General features: G+C 53.9%; 16 protein-coding genes. 10 read left to right on the top strand and 6 right to left on the bottom strand.

Annotated features, from left to right (window positions below; translation table 11 throughout):
• Positions 1-110: 110 nt before the first annotated feature.
• Complete coding sequence (locus BXP70_RS20750; protein ID WP_086596041.1) at positions 111-791, bottom strand: SGNH/GDSL hydrolase family protein; 681 nt, start codon at positions 789-791, stop codon at positions 111-113.
• A gap of 108 nt (positions 792-899) precedes the next feature.
• Between BXP70_RS20750 and BXP70_RS20745 the strand changes: the two genes are divergently transcribed.
• The gene (locus BXP70_RS20745) at positions 900-2,690 is read left to right on the top strand and encodes a DUF885 domain-containing protein (RefSeq protein WP_086596040.1); all 1,791 of its coding nucleotides are present in this window, start codon (positions 900-902) and stop codon (positions 2,688-2,690) included.
• Between the two features lie 211 nt (positions 2,691-2,901).
• Here BXP70_RS20745 and BXP70_RS20740 read toward each other — a convergent pair whose 3' ends face one another.
• A complete protein-coding gene (locus BXP70_RS20740; RefSeq protein WP_086596098.1) occupies positions 2,902-3,795 on the bottom strand; it encodes a cyanophycinase in 894 nt (297 codons plus the stop codon).
• 89 nt (positions 3,796-3,884) lie between these two features.
• Positions 3,885-5,687, bottom strand: coding sequence for a M1 family metallopeptidase (locus BXP70_RS20735; RefSeq protein ID WP_086596039.1), 1,803 nt, complete (start codon positions 5,685-5,687; stop codon positions 3,885-3,887).
• A 260-nt stretch (positions 5,688-5,947) separates the two neighbouring features.
• Here BXP70_RS20735 and BXP70_RS20730 point away from each other — a divergent pair, with 260 nt between their 5' ends.
• From BXP70_RS20730 to BXP70_RS29555, 3 genes are all read left to right on the top strand, one after another.
• A complete protein-coding gene (locus BXP70_RS20730; RefSeq protein ID WP_086596038.1) occupies positions 5,948-7,720 on the top strand; it encodes a L,D-transpeptidase family protein in 1,773 nt (590 codons plus the stop codon).
• Positions 7,721-8,175: 455 nt separating this feature from the next.
• Positions 8,176-8,844: a helix-turn-helix domain-containing protein gene (locus BXP70_RS20725; protein ID WP_086596037.1), complete on the top strand. Its 669-nt coding sequence runs from the start codon at positions 8,176-8,178 to the stop codon at positions 8,842-8,844.
• 1,005 nt (positions 8,845-9,849) lie between these two features.
• On the top strand, positions 9,850-10,032 hold the full coding sequence (locus BXP70_RS29555; RefSeq protein ID WP_143436602.1) for a hypothetical protein: 183 nt from the start codon (positions 9,850-9,852) through the stop codon (positions 10,030-10,032).
• Between the two features lie 198 nt (positions 10,033-10,230).
• On the opposite strand, the gene BXP70_RS20720 is transcribed toward BXP70_RS29555, so the two are convergent.
• Together BXP70_RS20720 and BXP70_RS20715 are read right to left on the bottom strand one after the other, a co-directional pair.
• Positions 10,231-10,737, bottom strand: coding sequence for a hypothetical protein (locus tag BXP70_RS20720; RefSeq protein ID WP_086596036.1), 507 nt, complete (start codon positions 10,735-10,737; stop codon positions 10,231-10,233).
• Positions 10,738-10,950: 213 nt separating this feature from the next.
• Entirely contained in the window at positions 10,951-12,360 is a 1,410-nt protein-coding gene (locus BXP70_RS20715; RefSeq protein WP_086596035.1) for a DEAD/DEAH box helicase, read from the bottom strand.
• Between the two features lie 198 nt (positions 12,361-12,558).
• Here BXP70_RS20715 and BXP70_RS20710 point away from each other — a divergent pair, with 198 nt between their 5' ends.
• Positions 12,559-13,083: an NUDIX domain-containing protein gene (locus BXP70_RS20710; RefSeq protein WP_086596097.1), complete on the top strand. Its 525-nt coding sequence runs from the start codon at positions 12,559-12,561 to the stop codon at positions 13,081-13,083.
• Between the two features lie 89 nt (positions 13,084-13,172).
• On the opposite strand, the gene BXP70_RS20705 is transcribed toward BXP70_RS20710, so the two are convergent.
• Positions 13,173-13,736, bottom strand: coding sequence for a hypothetical protein (locus BXP70_RS20705; protein ID WP_086596034.1), 564 nt, complete (start codon positions 13,734-13,736; stop codon positions 13,173-13,175).
• Positions 13,737-13,950: 214 nt separating this feature from the next.
• On the opposite strand from BXP70_RS20705, the gene BXP70_RS20700 reads away from it, so the two are divergent.
• The 5 genes from BXP70_RS20700 (at position 13,951) to BXP70_RS20680 (ending at position 20,015) form a co-directional block, all read left to right on the top strand.
• On the top strand, positions 13,951-14,163 hold the full coding sequence (locus BXP70_RS20700; protein ID WP_143436601.1) for a hypothetical protein: 213 nt from the start codon (positions 13,951-13,953) through the stop codon (positions 14,161-14,163).
• Positions 14,139-15,044, top strand: a complete 906-nt coding sequence (locus BXP70_RS20695) for a UDP-2,3-diacylglucosamine diphosphatase (protein ID WP_245849701.1) — start codon at positions 14,139-14,141, stop codon at positions 15,042-15,044. The genes BXP70_RS20700 and BXP70_RS20695 overlap by 25 nt, the downstream gene beginning before the upstream one ends.
• Positions 15,045-15,116: 72 nt before the next feature.
• Positions 15,117-16,145 (top strand): glycosyltransferase family protein, encoded by a 1,029-nt coding sequence (locus tag BXP70_RS20690; protein WP_086596031.1) that lies wholly within the window; start codon positions 15,117-15,119, stop codon positions 16,143-16,145.
• 152 nt (positions 16,146-16,297) lie between these two features.
• Entirely contained in the window at positions 16,298-17,692 is a 1,395-nt protein-coding gene (locus BXP70_RS20685; protein ID WP_086596030.1) for a GH1 family beta-glucosidase, read from the top strand.
• Between the two features lie 124 nt (positions 17,693-17,816).
• The gene (locus BXP70_RS20680) at positions 17,817-20,015 is read left to right on the top strand and encodes a choice-of-anchor I family protein (protein WP_086596029.1); all 2,199 of its coding nucleotides are present in this window, start codon (positions 17,817-17,819) and stop codon (positions 20,013-20,015) included.
• The last annotated feature ends 27 nt before the right edge of the window (positions 20,016-20,042 follow it).

Here is a 20,042-nt window from a genome sequence, read left to right as displayed (position 1 = left end):
TCGCCCGCTGCCTAGCTAAATTGGGCAACAGGCAAATACTTATTATTGAGGATGCTGTAACCAGCTTATGCAGTTAAGCATCACAAAGCTAACAGGCCGCGGCGGGCTTATTATCTAGCCAGATACGGCCGTATTATTTTGGTCCACAGGGCGTAGCCGGCGGGCGTCATGTGCAGGCCGTCGGATTGGAAAAGCTCAGGGCGGGGCTTGCCGTCGGCGCCGAGCATGGCCGGCCCCACATCGACAAACTGTGCCCAGCGGTGCGTTTTGGTGTACTGCTGAATTTGCTTGTTGGCCGCTTGCATTTTCTCGTACTGCGCAAAGCGGGCTAAGCTAGGTTTGATCGAGATGAAAAGCAGACGGCTGCCAGGAAGCTCCCGGTGGAAGCGTTCGGCAAATGTGCGAAACTCCTCCGTTACTTTTTCGGGCGAAACCCCAGCATTAATGTCGTTGTCGCCGGCGTAGAGCACCACCTGCCGCGGATGGTAAGGCGTCACCAGCCGGTCGAAGTAGCGGTTTGCATCACTGAGCTGCGAGCCACCAAAGCCACGGTTCAGAACCGGGCGGCTGGGAAAGTCGGTCGTCAGAGTTTTCCACATGCGGATGGAAGAACTGCCTGTGAATACGATGCTGCGCGCCGGGGGCGCAAGCAGGCTATCTTGGTGAGCAAAAGCGGCGATTTCTTCCGCAAATGGTTCGGCAAGTGTTTGCGCATGCAGGCAATTAAATGCAAACCAGACGAAGAGGAGCGTCAGCCAGCTACGCTTGAAGGAAATGGTAAATGAGCTCATTTGGGTAAAAACAATAAAAGGTGGAGTACGAGCGAAAGCCGTTAAGGCAGGAGGGATGCCTCTTTACTGCAATGCTAGCTATATTTAAAAAACTACAACCTAGCCTGCATGAAAAGAGCGTTACTCCTGAGCATTGTTGCTGGTGGCCTGTTTGCCTTCACCAGCCCTGCTACTACGCCGCCTGCCCGCGTGGCACCCAAAACTCTGGCGAGCTTGTTCGATCAATACTGGGAGGAGCAGGCCAAGCTCTATCCGCTGCAAGCTACCTCGCAGGGCGACAACCGCTACAACGACCAGCTTCCCAACGACCAAACCCGTGCCTTCCGCCGGCAGCTTCAAACGTTCTACCAAACCTACCTGACGGAACTGAAGAAGTACGACCGCAGCAAGCTGCCCGCTACCGACCAGACCAGCTACGACATCTTTCAGTTTGAGATGGAACGGCAGCTAAGCAACCTGAAGCAACGTACGTGGATGATGCCCTTCGCGCAGACCGGTGGCCTACCGAGCGCCATGGCCCAACTCGGCGCCGGCACCGGCGCGCAACCCTTCAAAACCTCGAAAGACTACGACGACTGGCTGGCGCGCGTGCACGGCTTCACCGCGTGGAGCGACTCGGCCATTGCCAACTTTCGCCAGGGAATGGCGACGGGCATCGTGTTGCCGAAGGCGTTGGTGGTAAAAATGATACCACAGCTAGATGCTATGGTTGTCGCGGACCCGGCCAAGAGTATGTTCTACGGCCCTATCACGAACTTGCCCGCTACCGTTTCTGCCGCCGACAAAGCGCGCCTGACTACGGCCTACCAGCAAGCCATTCTGACGGAGGTGGTACCTAGCTACCAGAAGTTAAGTGCGTTTCTGAAAACCGAGTACTTACCGAAGGCGCGTGCAACGAGCGGTGTTAACGCGTTGGCGGGCGGGAAGGAAATTTACGCCAACGCCGTGCGGTACTACACCACCACGACCACGGCGCCCGCGCAGATTCACGAAATAGGGGTGCGCGAAGTAAAGCGCATCCGGACCGAAATGGAACAGGTACAGCAACAAGTTGGTTTTTCGGGCGACCTCAACGCGTTTTTCGAGTACATGCGCACCGAGCCGAAGTTCATGCCGTTCAAAACGCCCGAGGAAGTGTTGGCGGTGTACCGCGGCGTGCAAGCGCGCATCACCCCTAGCTTACCTAAGATGTTTGGGCGCACCCCGAAAGCGCCGTTTGAAATTCGGCAGACGGAGGCCTTCCGCGCCGCTTCGGCCAGTGCCCAGTACAACCGCGCCTCCCCCGATGGCTCGCGGCCGGGCATTTTCTACGTTCCCATTGTCGACGCGACGAAGTACAACGTGACGCGGGGCATGGACGCGCTTTTCCTGCATGAAGCCATTCCGGGCCACCACTACCAGATTGCCTTGCAACAGGAAAACACCGATTTGCCGAAGTTCCGCCGCTTTGCTTCGTACTCGGCCTTCAGCGAAGGGTGGGGCCTCTACGCAGAATCCTTGGGCAAAGAGCTAGGTGTGTACACCGATCCGTATCAGTACATGGGCGCGCTGGGAACGGAGATTCACCGCGCCGTTCGGCTGGTGGTGGATGTGGGCCTGCACACCGGCGAGCTGACCCGCGAGCAGGCCATCAAGTACATGATGGACAATGAGCCGATCAATGAGCAAGCGGCCACGGCTGAGATTGAGCGCTACATGGCGACGCCGGGTCAGGCGCTGTCCTACAAGATGGGCTCCCTCAAAATTCAGGAGTTGCGCGCCCGCTATGAGAAACAGCTAGGTAATAAATTCAATCTGCGCGAGTTTCACGACGAACTCCTGCGAGACGGTTCTATGCCGCTAGCCGTGTTAGACAAAAAAATGGACGCGTGGGCTGCCAAGCAGAAGCAAACACAATAGCTAGGTGCCTGTGCTCCGGTCAGATCTCCTAGATGTCTATCTGTTCCTTGTCATAAGAGCAAGTTATCAGAACAACGCAAGCTCGATCGGCGGAACAGGTAGTAAGCCTCATAACTAGCAAGGGCCTCCTCTCGCAGAAGCCGCAAGTTTTCTACTTGCGGCTTCTGCGAGAGGAGGCCCTTGCCATTGTAGCGTTGAATGCGCCGGTAGGTCACGCTTCCGTTGTGGCCGGCGCTAACGCTTCTTTGCTCAAGTAAAACTTCCGCTCCTTTATATTATACACGTTGCCTTTTATCATCACGTGCATGGTCATGTTCTCAATGGAAATGGCCGCGCCCTTTTTGGCGGCGGCGGCATTGTTATGCTGTAAGCCGTGCCCATCCATGATGACGACCAGATTGGAGCCGATGGTCTCGACCAAGTTGCCTTCGGTGATAAGCACGCCGGTATCCTCTCCTAGCCCGATGCCGATCAGCTTGGGGTGGAGGGCCACGGCCTCGATGAGCCGGCCGAACCGGCCGCGCTTCACGAAGTGCGAATCAATCACGGCCGTGTCGAGCAGCCGCAGACCTAGGCCAAGCTGCACAGCTCCTTTCATGAGAGCACCCGGCACGCTGCCGCCCTTGATCATGATGTGCGACATGGCCATGGCCCCAGCGCTGGTACCGGCTATCACGAAGTTGGGCTCCTGATAGTAGCGCGTTGTGAGCCGGTCAAGAAACTCGCTTTCCCCGAACATCTCCCGCAGGCGCGACTGGTTGCCGCCGCTCATCATTACCACGTCGGCGGCGAGCAAGCGCTCCAGGTACTCGGGCTTGCGCGCGTCTTCCGGGATGCGAATGTCCATGATGCCCACGTTCAGGCAGTTCAGCATAGCAAACGACGACACGTAGATTTTTCCCACTTCCTCCGGAATCATAGAAGCCGTGGTAATCACTTCAATGCGCGGATCGTCTTTGCCAGATTCCGTAACGATACGCTTCAGAATACCTAGCTCAAAAAAATTGAGGTAGTATTTCTTTTTGGTGCGGGGGTTAGGATAGGTGCCTTTATCTTCATTGCCACCGATGGCAATTAGCTTACCGAGGGGTTTTTGATTTTTCAACGCAAACAATCAACTGGTTCAACACAAAAGATAGAAACGAAACGCAGTGGCAAGCAAGCTTTAGGCCACCATGTTTGCATTTTTAGGGTTCAGCCTAGCCCAACTAGTGCATCAAGCGTGCTCGTGGCTACGGCGTGATAGTTGGGCCGGGCTTCGGCATAAAGGGCCTGCGCCCGCGCTAGCCCGTTTGGCGTAGCTAACAATGCCTTGTAGAGCGGCACCAGAAATTTGCGCCGGCCTACTCTCGTTAGGAACTGGTGCAAGGCGGCATCGGCTGCGTAGTAGCCAGCGGCTAGGGTCAGTGGAAACCAGGCAGCGAGCAGCTCGGCATTGTGGGAGTGCGTAAACCCAAAGACAACATCAAGCTCAGCAAGTTGTTCGGAGGTGAGGGGCTGAGGCAAGCCGTGCAGGAAGTGCAACCACTCGTGGCTGCTCCAATGGGTAGTAGCTAGGTGGGCGGCTGGGGTGCCGTGCTGCCACTGTGCCAGTGCTTCCTCCACTGCGGCAAACCGCTCTGACACAACCGGCGGCGCTACCTGTGGAATACCCGGTCCGTTGATCCAAGCATCGAGTTGCAGGCGTTCTTCCAACGTCGGCTCCTGATCGAGCAGTTCCCGGCGAAGATAAGCCACGAACGAAGCCGTGTCCATCGACTGGAAGCTATGACGGGTGAAGTACTCCTTAATAAAGGTGTCTAGCCGCGCCCGACCCACTAAATGTTCCAGCGTGAGGAGGAGGTAATCGCCTTTCTCGTAGGCAATGTCGGTGAGGCCTTCGTCGGGGTTGCGGCCGGCTAGGTTGAGGTGCAGGTGGGTATCGGAGCTAGTCGGCCCTATCTCGTCGATGGTGGCAAGCAAGTCGGAGTAGCCAAGCACTTGCAGCATATCGGCGTAGAAGCGACCGTACAGCTTTTCCATAATACGCCGCTCAAAGTATACCGTGAAGCCTTCGTTCAGCCAGAAGTCATTCCAAGTGGCGTTCGTTACGAGGTTACCCGACCAAGAATGAGCTAACTCATGCGCTATCAAACTGGTAAGGCTTCGGTCACCAGTGATAATTGTGGGTGTTACAAATGTTAAACGCGGATTTTCCATGCCGCCGAAGGGAAAACTCGGCGGGAGCACTAGCAAGTCGTACCGTTCCCAGCGATAGGGACCGTAAAGTTCCTCTGCCGTCGCAACCATTTTCTCTAGGTCGATGAACTCACTAGCCGACCTAGGTAGCGTTACCGGTTCGGCATACACACCGGTGCGGCCGCTGATAGGAGTGAAGCCTAGGTCGCCGACAGCCAACGCCATGAGGTAAGCTGGAATAGGCTGCTCCATGGAAAAGTTATATTCGCCGAGCGCATTGCGAGACTGTGGATTTGTAGCGCTCATTAGGGCTAGCAGCGCCGCTGGCACGCGCACCCGCGCCTCATACGTGAAGCGCACACCAGGCGAGTCCTGGCAGGGTATCCAGGTACGGGCAAGAATGGCTTGCGACTGCGTGAACAGAAATGGATGCATGCGCTCGGCCGTTTGCTCGGGTGCCAGCCATTGCAGCGCTGCTGCCTCCGGCGAGGTGCGGTAGCGAATCGTGACGGAGTCGGTGTCGGGGTGGAGGTCGATGCGCAGCGGCTGCCCAAGTACTGGGTCGTTGGGACCTAGGTTGAAGGTCGTTGGGGTACCTTCACTACCACCGACCACTACGGTTTCGATAAGTAACCCACGAGCGTCGAGCAACAGCTCCGTTGTGCCCTCGCTGCGGTCGAGCTGCCAGGTGGCCAGACCAGCTAGCGTGCGAGTGGTAAAGTCAACGGTGAGGTCGAGTGCCAGGTGGCGGACCCTCGCTTCCGCGGGGCGTGCATAGCTATGCGGATCGGGCGTGAGGGAAGGCAGGGGAGTAGACATGAGCAGAGCAGAAGAAGCCTTATGACTAGTAGTAGATATGAAATAAAAGTAACCGAACCGATTGCTACAGCCAGGCAGAGGTTCGTACGAGGATCCGAGGAAAAGCACTAACTTGCGCCTATCGATGTATAGAGATAGTAGACAACCTGGCCGGGCAATATGCAGTAAAATGCGCAACCGGTAAAGAATGGTTGAGGTTAGCATGTGGCTACTCTCGTCCTTGTTGACCTGCTCTTTTTGTACTTCGTTTTCCTATTTGCATGAACCTCGCTATTCGTCCTTCTTTCCTGACCACGCTCCTGTTCTGGGTGTTGAGCCTTACGCTCCTCACCTCGACCACGTCGTGCAGCCAAGATCAGAAGGCTAAAATACAGAACGCCATTCCTGGCGCGCTCACCAAAGAACGCGGCCCGCAGCCTACGCTCGACAGCGTGTACGTGGTGCGGGCCATGACCGCCGAGCCGGCCTTTAAAGGGCAGCTAGTGTGGGCTAAGAAATTCTACCGGGAACGGGGCTTCAAGCTCGGCTGGTTCCACGATCATGAGGTGGTGCCCCAGGCCAAGACCATGCTTGAGGTCATTAACAAGGCCGCAGATGAAGGGCTGAATCCAAAGGATTATAAGATTAAGGACTTTGATAAGCTCTTTGCGGAGCTAGATAAGGCACAGTCTGATACAACCAAGCGTAATGCTTTGGAAAAAGAGATTGATGTCTCACTATCAGGTACTTACTTCAAATGGGCTTCCGATTTTTATCGGGGTATTGTAGACCCGCGTCAAGTCAAAGACATTGACTGGAACGTAAAGCGCAACAAAATCAAGCTTCACAAGGCGTTAATGACGATCTTGAAGGAGCGCGACAGCACGTATCCTTATTACCAGTTCGAGCCGCTCCATCCAGAATACGAACGTTTGAAAAAGGCTTTAGCCGAGTACCGTTCGATTCAGCGCAACGGTAGCTGGCCAGTCTTGCCTGCTACTACCAAGCTTAAACCTGGTGATGTGAGCCCCGTGGTGGCGCTCCTACGTAAGCGGTTGCTAGGTGATAAAGCGGCTCCTGCTCCGGCTGCTAATCCGACGGAGACGCCAGCGGTAGCAGTCTCTAATACACCAGTTGGCACTGCTCCTGCCGCCGCGCCAGCTGAGAAATATGACGCTGAATTGGCCAATGCTGTGAAGGCATTTCAGCAGCAAAACGGGCTTGCTTCTAATGGCATTGTAAGCGGCGAAACTTTGAAAGTGCTCAACGTTCCAGTGGATCACCGCATCAACCAGATCATCGTCAACATGGAGCGGTGGCGTTGGATTCCGAAGCGTTTCGAACCAAATTATTTGCTCGTCAATATTCCTGATTATACGCTTCATGTCGTTGAAGACAACAAGGAAGCGTTCAACATGCGCGTTATTGTTGGCAAGACCCTAAACGCAACTCCGGTGTTCAGCGACAAGATGGAGTACGTCGTGTTAGCTCCCTATTGGAACGTGCCGATGAGCATTATTCAAAAGGAATTGCGACCAAAACTAATAGCCGATCCGGTGGGTACGTTGAACCGATTGGACATGGAAGTGGTGAAAGGTTGGGGTCGGAAAGCCACGCCCATAGACCCTACTACCATCGACTGGGCTAATGTAGATCAGAGCAATTTTAAGTATACGGTACGCCGGCGACCGGGCCCTAAAAACGACCTTGGAGATGCAAAATTCATCTTCCCAAATTCCCAGGATATCTACCTTCATGATACGCCCCACGATGAGCTTTTCAGCCAGGGTAAACGCGGCTTTAGCCACGGGTGCGTGCGCGTGCAGGACCCCATCAAGCTAGCTGAGTACTTGCTGCGCGACCGTCCTGAATGGGACCGGCAAACTATCTTGGACACCATTGCTACCCACCGGGAGAAATACATTACGCTTAAGGAGAAACTCCCTGTGTACCTTGTCTACTTCACGGCCTGGGCTGATGAGAACGGCACTATGCATTTTCGTGAGGATATCTACGGGCACGATAAAGCACTAGCTAAAGAGTACTTTGATTAGCACAAACACAAATTAGCATACGGTAGGGGTAGTTTTCCTACCTAGCCTAGCTTTACTAGAGTGCAATTTAAGAGGCCTATCGATTACGATCGATAGGCCTCTTTTTTAGGTTGGTGCACGAGTAACACTGCCATAACTGATTGCTACAACTACAGCCAGAAGGTCAAAGCAAGGCCACCGCAGTGCTAACCAAAGCAGTCAAAAGGCCTAGGTTTGGGTAATAAAATGAGACTTATCTCTAAGTGACAAAACTAGGAGTGAAACTCAAATCTGGGGGTACACTATAACGCTACATAGATAGATTTGTAAACACTAACTTTAATGTTTACAAATCTATTGAGAAGTAAGAAGCCCTATTTACTATTGTTTACGCATGTAAATGAAGGCTAGAATTGCTTGTGGTGTTTTCTAAGCTCGTACATTTGTAATCACCTTATCAAGGCTAGCTACGAACAATGGTCGAACGCATTCGGCAGCTTTTAGAAACCCGGCAATTAACTCCTACGCAGTTTGCGGATGCTATTGGAGTAGCGCGCCCAATTATCAGCCATATCCTGAGCGGCCGCAACAAGCCTAGCTTAGAAGTCGTGCAGAAAATTATTGGGGCCTTTCCTGATTTGTCTTTGTCATGGCTGCTAAGTGGCACCGGTGAGATGGTAGCCGCCATTCCACTGCCTAATACAACTGCTCTCAAAGACCAAGCCTTGCCTTTCAGTTCCGATAAAGCTGCTAGAGACGCTAACAAGGCTCGCAAAGCATCCGAAGTAGCAACAGAGGCATTACGTGCTCCTGAGGAGCCAATAACACCCTTATTCAGCTCACCTAGTCAGCTAGTAGAACCCGTAGTAGCACCAAGGCCTGATAATTTAGTGGTAGCTAATGTGCAAAGTGCCCCTGTCGTGCCCCCTGCGCAAGTCGCGCCGGCTATAGTAGCCCCGCCGATCGCTACTACCGCTGATCTAAGCGAGCCAGGCCCAATGCCACAGGGGCCATCAAAAGGAGTTGTAGCATCAAAGCCCGATTCAGCTGCTCTGGCTTTTGCTGAGCCCAATAAAGCTATTCGGCGGATTGTCATCTTCTACCAGGATGGCACCTTTACCGACTACAGACCAGAAGCTAGTTGAAGCATTAGAAGGACGCTACTAACCCGCGTACTGGTTGAGTATTTCAACCATTGTAAGTGCCCCTCCAGCGTGCATTTAAAGCACAACTACCTGTAAAGCAAGAAATAGGTATAGTAGTTGTTTAGCTATATTCTATTGCTGTTAGGGAGGTAACGCATGTACGTCTTTCTACTATGGTCAGCCTATAACGGCGCATTGTTTTACCCCACAAATCAGCATCCTAGTTAGACTCTAGGAAACTAAGTGATGTGTGTGACTTACACTATCCTCTGGGCCTAAATTAATCATACGATAAACAGTGTATCTGATTGTGTTTCGCAATGTTACAGTGTAAAAATACAATTTTAGAGCTTGAAATGTCAAAATGAAAAGTGTTGCTAGTTGCGCCTAACTTATTATAATTAAGCTTGCTATAAGGGTTGTCTGTGTCATGATTTAGTTATACTAAAATCTAGTGTTGTATATATGTTATGTATTTATAATATATTGTTTGTTAAAATACACTATATCTGTAAGTTATGTGATGATAATTTAAGCTTAAGTTAAAACGAAAAGGGCGTTTCTTGGCAGTCCCTAATTTGTGAGATTAGTGAAAATAAACTTGTAAAAAAGTGTTCGATTGTTACAGTCGCATTTATAAGTATACTTGCTAAAGTAGTTGACACGAAGCTGCATAGGAATAATACTCAATATTGACCTGTAGTGTTGTCTAAGTCTATTAGCTAGGCAACAGAACGACTACGGCGGATAAGGAGATAAAAGCAGAGAACGGCCTCTTCTTACTGCTTCGTTATTTTTATACTACTAATAACTTTGAACTACGCATAATAGGGGATAGCAAGTAGCTAGAATTGTTGTTACTCGGCGCACTATAGTAGTTTGACGGGCCTACCTTCTCTAGTTGTTATAATTGTAAATAGAGCTGAAAAGTATAGCTTTCGAATTCATACTGCAGCACTGTATTGTAGTGCTTGGCAATTTTAGGGGTGGTGCTTACCTTTGGGTATGAAAAAATTTCGTCTGCTCTCCCTTCTATTCGCCGCTGGCGCCTCGTTTTATCTAACGTCCTGCACGCCGCCACCTGACGCCGAGAAAGACCCTAGCGCTGATGCTGCCTATAAGCGCGCTCATCGTCCCGAAGGATATCGGGAAGCCCAAAGCAGTCATCCCTCTGTTAATAAACAGTAAAGACTGGTTCTGGAGGTAGACCACCTTGCTTAGCCTCTTCCAAGAAGCCTGCTAGCTGTCAGGCTTACTTAATTAGCTGATAAACCAAAACAGGCATAGGCCCCACTGATTTGTTCAGTGGGGCCTATGCCTGTTTTGTTGTGGCTGTCCTCTATATGGTGCTGGCTAGTGGCGTGCACTAGCTAAGTTAATGGAGGCTTAGGCGCTTACGGCTTGGTGTTGGTTGGCAACCGATGCTGCGATGGAGGCAGTAGCTGGCGTAAGATCAGGCAGCTGAATGCCCGCTAATAGGGTAGCTTCTAACAAGTCGGCCCAAGTGCGAAGGTAGAGCACTACGTCGTCGCGCTGGTTGTGGCGGAGTGTGTTGCGGCGCTCGAAAGGAATCGATGCTAGAATAGTGGGGTCGTTGAGGCGCTCAAGGTGGGTAAGATCCGAGCGGGTGAAACCTAGGGCGAGCATTTCATCAATGGTTTCATCGATGGGCAGGCCACTAGTGGGGCAGTAATCGAGTAGTTGCCGCTCCCAGTCGCCGTAGCGCTGCATGGCGCGGGAGTGAATCTCGCCCTTCGTGAGGTGAGTGATAGTCTGGGCTAGGTGGCCGCAGTTGCAGCTGCCCATGTGGCCCCATTGGTAAGGTGCCTGGGTCGCGAGACGCTGAGCCGTATCGCGCAAGGCCTGAATAACGGGAAGAGTGCTCTTTGCCATAACAAGGGGTGTTAAAAGATTAGCATCAGCTAATTAAAACAACATTCGTCTTTATAAGTGAGGCTAGCCAAAATTTGTTTCTAATAATCCGCAAGGTCTATCAAGAAGCTAAGTAAGGGCCGGCCTTCACAACAAAAAACCGTCTGGCGCACGCGGCGCCAGACGGTTGATAGAGTTGCTTGGCAACGGGAATGATCGTTAAACCTAACTTATCTAGCGCTCATTGCTGCGGTTGCCCCGGTAACGCCGGCGGCTCTGCCCATTGCCATTATCTTGTGTGCTTGGTCCTGCTGAGCGGGCAGAGGTGGCTCGCTCTGAGCGCTGGCCTCCCCCGGTACGAGGAGCGGGCTGACTGGAGCGGCTCGATGAATCGGTGGCAGCACGAGGTGCCCGCGGTTCGCGGCCTGGCCGAGCAGGCCGACCAGCTGGTCCTTTCGGGCGCTGAATCGGCCCACCGCCGAGAAGAACAGGCGCTACAGCGTTCGTGGTGTAAGGATGGTCGGCTACAACATCGATCTGTCGGCGAATGAGCTTTTGAATGTCCTGCAGGTAAGCACGCTCCTCATCTTCGCAGAAGGAAAGCGCAATGCCTGAAGCCCCTGCCCGCCCAGTGCGCCCAATGCGGTGCACGTAGGTTTCAGGTTCGTTGGGTAGTTCGTAGTTCACAACGTGGGTGAGTTCCTCCACGTCGATACCACGAGCGGCGATGTCGGTTGCAACGAGCACGCGGGTGTTGCCCGCTTTAAAGTTGGACAGCGCCCGCTGCCGGTGATTCTGCGACTTATTGCCGTGGATCGCTTCGGCGGGGATGTTGGCCTTGGCTAGGGTCTTTACCACGCGGTCGGCACCGTGCTTGGTGCGCGCGAATACCAGCACACGGCGGATATTCTTGTCGGCCAGAATATGCTCTAAGAGTGCAGGCTTATCATTCTTGTCGACCAAGTACACAGCTTGTTTCACCGTATCGGCGGTGCTCGACACAGGCGTCACGGCCACCTTCACCGGGTTAGGGCGCAGGATGGAATCAGCTAGCTGCTGAATCTGAGCCGGCATAGTAGCCGAGAAGAACAGGGTCTGACGCTTGACAGGCAGTTTCGGTAAGATGCGCTTGATATCATGAATGAAGCCCATGTCCAGCATGCGGTCGGCCTCATCCAGCACAAACACTTCGAGATGACGCAGGTCAACGAAACCTTGGTTCATGAGGTCGAGTAAGCGGCCGGGCGTAGCGATGAGCACATCGACGCCGCGCTTCAGGGCGTTGGTTTGGGGCAACTGGCCCACGCCACCGAAAATAACTGTGTGACGCAGCCCTAGGTGACGACCATAGGCGGTGAAGCTCTCCCCAATCTGAATAGCTAGCTCACGGGTTGGCGTAAGCACGAGGCAACGAATACGACCGGCGGGCTGGTGTTGGAGCTTAGAACGTTGGCTAAGAACCTGCAAGATTGGCACCGTGAAGGCGGCCGTCTTGCCCGTACCCGTTTGAGCAACCCCTAGCAAGTCATGGCCTTCTAGGACGTGCGGAATTGCTTGCTGCTGAATGGGTGTGGGGGAAGTGTATCCCTCCTCGTGCAAAGCCCGAAGAATAGGATCAATAAGATTGAGTTCGTCGAAAGACATTAGAAAATAAAAAGGCAGCCAAACAGCGGCTGCAGCTGCGTGACTGGCTCACTGATCCAGTCAAAAAAAAGAAAAAACGCTCCTGAAGAAGGAAAAAGCGTGAGCAAATGCGAGCGAGAAAACGTATAGTCAAACAAAATGCCGTGCAAGATGCCGGTTTATTGCGAGATAATAACGAATAACACCATTCTTCGACCTATGAACATCAAGGACCGCAAAATCCTTCATAACGGCCATTATAAACTTGCTGAACTTACGGTTGATGCTGACGGTAAGGAACTTAAGCGCGAGCGTTTCGAGCCTGGACACGCTGTGGCGGCCCTAGTTTATGACACTTTGCAGCAGCGTTACTTATTTGCGCGGCAGTACCGCGTTGGGGCGGAATCGGAGATACTGGAGGTGGCAGCAGGTATGCTCGATAAGGAGGGAGAAAGCTCTGATGACGCAATTCGTCGCGAAATAGAGGAGGAGCTAGGCTATGCCGTCGACCTCCTAGAGCCAATCGCTGGGTTTTATCCGTCGCCAGGTGCTAGCGCCGAACACATTCAGCTTTATTATGCGGAAGTAAGCCAAAAAACCAGCGAAGGCGGAGGGGCCGCCGATGAAGACGAAAACATCAAGGTGGTCGCCTTTACTCAGGACGAGCTAACTCGTGCGGAGTTTAAAGATGCTAAAACGCTCATTGCTGTGCAGTGGCTACAGCTGCGTAAAAACCAGAAATAACTGCTTGTTGCATTTGGGTTAACAAAGAATAAGCTGTTTATCGAGAACAGCTTATTCTTTGTTAATCCAAATCTATATGAATTTGTAAATTATTGAGGATTAACTACATATTCAAAGTTTTGCTTCAGCTTCGAATCTGTAATTGTGACGGCAACGGGCTGTACCTGCTCTGTTTTAACAAATGGAATAATACGCTGACTCATGTATTGATCACGGTTCCAAAAGCGGCCATTGCCAGCCGCGAGCGTTTGGTTGAATAGCTCCTTGCCTGCTTCGTCCTTGCCCAGTACCGTAAGCGCCGAAGGGTCGGCATTTTTGGCACCCTGCCGGTACATGGTCACGACGAGCACCCCACCAGGCGGCAGCGCGCTGAAGCGACGCTGGTAGGTGGTATCGGCCCAATTGTTCATTTTGCGCAGTGCATCAATTTCGGTGAGCAGTTCCGCATAGGGGCGATAAGCTAGGCGCGTAAGCGTACCGTTCTGATCGGAATCTTCGTCGGTGTTCTTGGTGACGTTCTGCACGTAGGCGCAGTCTTTATCTTTTTGAGGACGCAAGTAGCGTTTGCGAGGGGTACCGGGAAGAGGGGTGGGAGCTTGCGCAGCGGCTGTTAAGGAAGTAAACAGCGCCAGGAAGAGGAGAGGTTGTTTCATGAAATAAGAAGGATACGATTGCTGTCGTATGGCCTAGGAAGGAATTAAAGTTGGACAAAGCCGATAAACAGCCGCTTAGCTAAAATCGGGCCCGGAACGAATGCCGTAGCCAGTAGCAGCGCCATAGCCAAAGGTGACGTAAGGGTAACCTAGGCATAATAGCTGAGTCACAGTAGGGTTAGATATTTGTCTAGAACCATTTAGGCCGAACCCGATGCATGATCCGAACATGATGCCGCTTCTGCGTAGCCTAGTGCACTGGCTAGCTTACGCGCTGTTCCAATTCGCCCTCGTGCTAGCCTATCTGCTGCACTCGGCTGCAGCCCTACAGTCGCCTTTTCGGGCCAGCGAGGAACTACACTCATCCCCCCGCACCCGCCGTATCCAGCCGCAGCCCCGGTTGTGGTCGAGCCCAGTAACGGGATGACGGTGAAAGTGCCGAAGCGCCGCCGTGTGGAAGTAGCGGTTATCTCCGACGTGCACCTAGGTACCTACGGCTGCCACGCGCCGGAGCTGCTCCGTTATTTAAAGAGTATCAAGCCTAAAGTGCTGGTCCTCAATGGCGACATCGTCGATATTTGGCAGTTCAGCAAAAGCTACTGGCCACCGGCCCACATGCGAGTGGTGCGGCATGTGGTGGGGCTGCTGACCAAGGGCACGCGCATCCATTACCTAACCGGCAACCACGACGAACTGCTGCGCAAGTTTGCCGGCACTCGGCTTGGGGCTTTAACCATTGCCAACAAACTAGTGTTAGACCTACCCGACGGCAAAGCCTGGTTTTTTCACGGGGATGTGTTCGATGTGACCATGCGCCACTCACGCTGGCTGGCCAAACTCGGTGCCCAAGGCTACGACCTGCTCATCCTGCTGAACCGCTTAGTCAACTTCGGGCTCCAGAAGCTAGGTCGGCCGCGCGTGGCGCTGTCGAAAGCGGTGAAGGATCGGGTGAAGGGTGCCGTAAGCCTCATCAGCGATTTTGAGCAAACGGCGGCCGGCATTGCTGCCGAAGAAGGTTACCGCTACGTGGCCTGCGGCCATATTCACCAGCCCGAAATAAAGGTTGTTTTAACGCCGCAGGGTGAGGTAACCTATTTAAATTCGGGTGATTGGGTTGAGAATCTGACCGCGCTAGAATACACCACAGCTACTGGCTGGCAACTCTATCGCTACGCTCTCGATCCGCGCATGCAGCAGCCCATTGAACCAGAAGAGCCCGATACGGCCGACGCAACGCTGCTAGCCAACTTGCTGGCGGAGTTTAAGCTAGGTCAAAAACCAGCAGGGAAAGAAGAAGTAAAAAACTAGCAGCCTGCTATTGGGCCTCGGCCTGTGTGCAACAGCAGCTAGGAGTACAGTCATCACCAGAAAATCTTTCGAATGCCCCGAGTTCTTTATGCCATCCAAGGTACCGGCAACGGTCACCTGAGCCGTGCCCTGGATATAGTACCTCTGTTACAACAACGTGTCAGCCAGTTAGACGTGTTGATAAGCGGACCGCCCGCCGACCTCACGTTGCCATTTCCGGTGCGCTACCACTGCCACGGCCTCGGCTTTATCTTCGGGAAGAAGGGCGGCATCAACTTCGTGAAGACGTTCTGGCAACTTAACTCAGCCGCTTTTGTGCGCGAGATGCGCCAGCTGCCTGTCGAGAACTACGACTTGGTTATCAGTGACTTTGAGCCTGTGTCGGCCTGGGCGTGCCGTTTGCGGCAGGTGCCGTGCGTCGCTCTCAGCCACCAAAGTGCCGTGCTGAGCGAATACGCCCCGCGCCCCCATACCGACGATGCCGTTGGCCGAGCTGTATTGCGGCACTATGCACCGGCAACGGCACACTATGGATTTCACTTTGCGCGCTACGAGCCCGGCATGCACACCCCCGTTATCCGGCAGCAAGTGCGGGCGCTGACTCCGCAGAACGAGGGTCATTACACCGTTTACCTGCCCGCCTTCGATGAAGAAACGTTGGTAAAACGCCTGCGCTACCTAAGTCGAACTACGCGCTGGGAAGTGTTTAGCAAGCATAGCCAAAAAGAGTCGGAGCACGGCAACGTACGCGTGCGGCCGGTGAGCGGGTCGGCCTTCACTGATAGCCTAGCGCGTAGCGCTGGCGTACTCTGCGGCGCGGGGTTCGAAACGCCCGCAGAAGCGCTGTTTCTGCGTAAAAAGCTTTTCGTCATCCCCATGAAAAACCAATATGAGCAGACATGCAACGCGGCGGCACTAGCTCATCTGGGTGTGCCGGTCGTGAACAATTTAAAAGATAAGCATCTCGCTACCCTCGACCACTGGCTACAAAACGGCCGGGCTATCCCGGTAGATTACCCCGACGAAACCGCCCAGGTTGTGAACAAGCTCCTGCTTGAGCAACTCCCGGCGGGTGTGCGCCCAACCTCTTTGCTGTCGTAATTGAAAGCTCGCCTTCGTTATAACGGCAAACACGTAGTGGGGTAACCCGCGGCAGCACCAAATAATAAAGCAAGCATTGATCTAGCTCACGCCTTCCTGTAATACTAATAGCGTAAGACCTAGCCTGGCTAGCTTCCGTGAAGTTTTCTTCAATGACTCCATTACCTGCGGCGTTCTTTCCGCCTAGCACACCTGCCACTTACACCCGCGCCGACTTTGGTCCTGATTTTCACTGGGGCACCTCGACGGCGGCTTACCAGATAGAAGGAGCCTGGAACCTCGATGGGAAGGGACCTAGCATTTGGGATGCTTTCGTGCGAAGACGCCGGACTATCAAGCACAGAGAAAACGCTGACATAACATGTGATTTTTACCATTTGTATAAAGAGGATTTGGGCTTGTTGAAGCAAATGGGTATAAAGGATTTTCGCTTTTCTACGTCTTGGTCGCGCATTTTGCCCGATGGGGTGGGTACTGTAAATGAGAAAGGACTCGACTTTTACGATCGGCTGGTAGATGGCTGTCTGGAGCGGGGTATTACTCCCTGGCTAACGCTTTATCACTGGGACCTGCCGTTGGCGTTGCAGCGGCGTGGCGGCTGGACCAACCGGGCCATTGTGGGCTGGTTTACCGAGTTTGCGCAGCTAATCGCCAATCGCCTTGGCGACCGGGTGCGACACTGGATGGTGCTCAACGAGCCCATGGTGTTCGTTGGCGCCGGGCATATGCTCGGTATTCACGCGCCGGGGCGCCGTGGGCTAGGTTCCTTTCTAGCTGCTACCCACCACGCGGCCCTGGCCCAGGCGGAAGGCGGTCGGGCGCTGCGGGCTACGCTGCCCGCCACGGCCAGCATCGGGACTACCTATTCCTGCTCGTATGTAACGCCCTGGCGCCCTGGCTTGCCTCGCGACGAACGCGCCACTCGCAGGGCCGATGCCTTGCTCAACCGCCTTTTCGTGGAGCCTGCCCTAGGTCTCGGCTATCCCGTGGCCGACTTACCAATCTTGAATTGGCTGGACTACTACGTGCGGCCCGGCGACGAAGCATTGCTGCCTTTTAAATTCGATTTTTTAGGTGTTCAGAATTACACGCGTGAGGTAGTACGTCATTCGCCCTACGTGCCTCTGCTATGGGCTACGCTGGTTGGTGCGAAAGCGCGCGGCATGCCTTATACTCAAATGGGTTGGGAGGTGTATCCAGAGAGTATTTACCATATGTTAAAACAATTTAGCTCGTATTCAGCGGCGCCTCCTTTGCTCGTTACCGAGAATGGTGCGGCCTTTCCTGACGAGGTTGTGGCAGGCCGCGTGCCCGACTATGCCCGGCAAGCGTATTTGCGCGCTTGCATTGGGCAGGTACTGCGTGCCCGCCGCGAAGGCATACCAGTGGAAGGGTATTTTGTGTGGTCTTTCACCGACAACTTTGAGTGGGCCGAAGGCTACGAGCCACGCTTTGGCCTGGTGCGCGTCGATTACGACACCCAACAACGCACCATAAAAGATTCGGGTTGGTGGTACCGTGACCTGCTGGCGGGCAACGTGTGCTAAGATGCTTCGTTCATAATTCTATAACGCGATGGTAATGCTGCGGTAACAGGTTGCCGGTAGCTTTGGCGCTTTCAACCCCCAACTCGTTGCGACGCTAAGTGACTGGTTGCCAAGCCACCTATTTATGCCCAAAAACTACTCTTGCCTACCTAGCGCCTTATTGCTGCTAGGTCTTACTGTTGGGGCTGCGCAAGCCCAAACCATCAGCCGGACGGCCGCCACAGCCATTGTGAATGAAAATGCTGGCTCGGTGAGCTTGTCGTTTAGCATTCAAAATCCAGGGGCAACAGCCAGTACGGTAGAAGCCGTGGTGCAAGGAATCAGCACGGCAGTAGCCGGGCAGGATTTTACTTTCACTTCGGCCCAAACCATCACGTTCCCGGCGGGGAGTACTGCTGCGCAAACGCTGACCATTCCCGTGCTCGATGATGCCACAGTGGAAGAAACGGAGTACTTCACGGTACGCCTGCAAAACCCCACGAACGCAACCCTAGCTTCCGGCGCCGCTGAAATGCTAGTGTATATAAAAGACAACGACACGTCCGCGCCGGTCCCAGCTCGCAACCTAACTCTGAGCCTGTTGCAGAGCTACCAAACCGCAACGCCTTTTAGCGGCAGCACGCAAATCAACTCGGCGGAGATTGTGGCTTACGATCCTAGCACCAAGCGGCTGTACGTGGCCAACTCGGTGGGGGGGAAACTCGACATCTTGAACTTCACGAATCCCGCGGCCATTACGGCAGTGGCGTCCATTGATATCAAACCCTATGGCGGGATCAACTCTGTGGCCGTTCGCAATGGCATCGTGGCCTGCGCGCTGGAGAACACAAATCCGCAGGCCAACGGCAGCGTAGTGTTCTTTGACCAAAACGGCACGTTCCTCAAGCAGGTAACTGTAGGCGCCATGCCCGACATGATTACCTTCTCGCCCAACGGGAATTATGTGCTGACTGCCAACGAAGGCGAGCCCAAAGCGGACTACACGGTAGATCCGGAAGGTAGCGTCTCGGTGGTTGATGTGACGGGCGGGGTTGCTAGCCTGACGCAAGCTAACGTGACGACGGCCACCTTTACGAGCTACAACAACCAAGCGGTGCAGCTGCGGGCCCAAGGAATTCGTATTTATGGTGGGCTAGCTTCCGCTCCGGCTACGGTAGCGCAGGATTTGGAACCCGAGTATGTGGCCGTGAGTCCTGATTCGCGCACGGCCTACATCACCTTGCAAGAGAACAACGCCATTGCCGTGCTGGACCTCGCCACTAAGCAAATCACGGCCATTCGTCCGGTGGGTTACAGCGACTTGCGCCAGCCAGGGCGCGGTATTGATGCCTCCGACCAGAGCGGCGACGTGCTCATTGCCAACTGGCCTATCAAAGGCATGCGCCAGCCCGATGCTATTGCCGCCTTTGAGGTCAGTGGCACGCCTTACCTGCTGACTGCTAACGAAGGCGATGCACGCGACTACTCAGCCTTTAGCGAACAAGTACGGCTCAGCGGCAACAGCTACGTGCTCGACCCCACGCTTTTCCCCAATGCCGCGCTGCTTAAAAACAACAGCGTGCTAGGGCGCTTGAACGTGACCAACAAAACCGGCGACACCGACGGAGACGGAGATTTTGATGAAATCTATGCCTATGGTGGTCGTTCCTTTAGCATCTACAACGCCGCGAGTGGTGCCGAAACGTACGACAGCGGCAATCTATTGGAGCGCATCACATCCACGGATGCTACGTATGGCTCCGTTTTCAACGCCAGCAACAGCTTCGGCGAGGTGCCCACGCGGAAGAACCGCTCCGACGACAAAGGTCCTGAGCCCGAAGGCGTAACAACGGGGCAGATCGGCAACAACCTGTATGCATTCGTTTCGCTGGAGCGAATAGGGGGCGTGATGGTCTTTAATATAAACAACCCAGCTAGCCCTGTACTAGAATCCTACGTTAATAATCGCAGCCTCACGGCGGGCACTGGCGACCTAGGGCCGGAGGGTATCGTGTTTGTGGCGGCCGCCAATAGTCCGACGGGGCAGCCCCTGCTAATCTTGGCTAATGAAGTCAGCAGCACGGTGGCCGTATATGCGATTCAGTCGCCGGTGCTAGCTACTACTTCGGCGCGCACAGCGGCCCCGCTGGCGTTGTATCCCAATCCGGCACAAGGCACAACGGTGCACCTGAGCCGCCCCGTATCTGGCACGCTGACTGACTTACTGGGCCGGCCGGTACGGCAGTTACTAGCCGCCGATCATTTTGAAACCACTGGATTGGGAGCGGGTGTGTACATGCTACGCGCCACCGACGGCGCTACATCCAAGTTGATAGTGCGGTAATAGGCCTAGCTTATTCCACAAAAAAGG

Origin of the sequence: Hymenobacter crusticola (genome assembly GCF_002154225.1) — a bacterium.
Lineage (GTDB): Bacteria > Bacteroidota > Bacteroidia > Cytophagales > Hymenobacteraceae > Hymenobacter > Hymenobacter crusticola.
Note: the sequence above shows the minus strand (reverse complement) of the source record. Positions and strands in the feature narration are given on the sequence as shown.

Bases quoted from the DNA above. Each gene is read 5' to 3' on its own strand.
- BXP70_RS20750 (WP_086596041.1), bottom strand. From the start codon at position 791: ATGAGCTCATTTACCATTTCCTTCAAGCGTAGCTGGCTGACGCTCCTC.
- BXP70_RS20710 (WP_086596097.1), top strand. From the start codon at position 12,559: ATGAACATCAAGGACCGCAAAATCCTTCATAACGGCCATTATAAACTT.
- BXP70_RS20735 (WP_086596039.1), bottom strand. From the start codon at position 5,687: ATGTCTACTCCCCTGCCTTCCCTCACGCCCGATCCGCATAGCTATGCA.
- BXP70_RS20680 (WP_086596029.1), top strand. From the start codon at position 17,817: ATGCCCAAAAACTACTCTTGCCTACCTAGCGCCTTATTGCTGCTAGGT.
- BXP70_RS20725 (WP_086596037.1), top strand. From the start codon at position 8,176: ATGGTCGAACGCATTCGGCAGCTTTTAGAAACCCGGCAATTAACTCCT.
- BXP70_RS20715 (WP_086596035.1), bottom strand. From the start codon at position 12,360: ATGTCTTTCGACGAACTCAATCTTATTGATCCTATTCTTCGGGCTTTG.
- BXP70_RS20730 (WP_086596038.1), top strand. From the start codon at position 5,948: ATGAACCTCGCTATTCGTCCTTCTTTCCTGACCACGCTCCTGTTCTGG.
- BXP70_RS20700 (WP_143436601.1), top strand. From the start codon at position 13,951: ATGCATGATCCGAACATGATGCCGCTTCTGCGTAGCCTAGTGCACTGG.
- BXP70_RS20745 (WP_086596040.1), top strand. From the start codon at position 900: ATGAAAAGAGCGTTACTCCTGAGCATTGTTGCTGGTGGCCTGTTTGCC.
- BXP70_RS20685 (WP_086596030.1), top strand. From the start codon at position 16,298: ATGACTCCATTACCTGCGGCGTTCTTTCCGCCTAGCACACCTGCCACT.
- BXP70_RS20690 (WP_086596031.1), top strand. From the start codon at position 15,117: ATGCCCCGAGTTCTTTATGCCATCCAAGGTACCGGCAACGGTCACCTG.
- BXP70_RS20720 (WP_086596036.1), bottom strand. From the start codon at position 10,737: ATGGCAAAGAGCACTCTTCCCGTTATTCAGGCCTTGCGCGATACGGCT.
- BXP70_RS20705 (WP_086596034.1), bottom strand. From the start codon at position 13,736: ATGAAACAACCTCTCCTCTTCCTGGCGCTGTTTACTTCCTTAACAGCC.
- BXP70_RS29555 (WP_143436602.1), top strand. From the start codon at position 9,850: ATGAAAAAATTTCGTCTGCTCTCCCTTCTATTCGCCGCTGGCGCCTCG.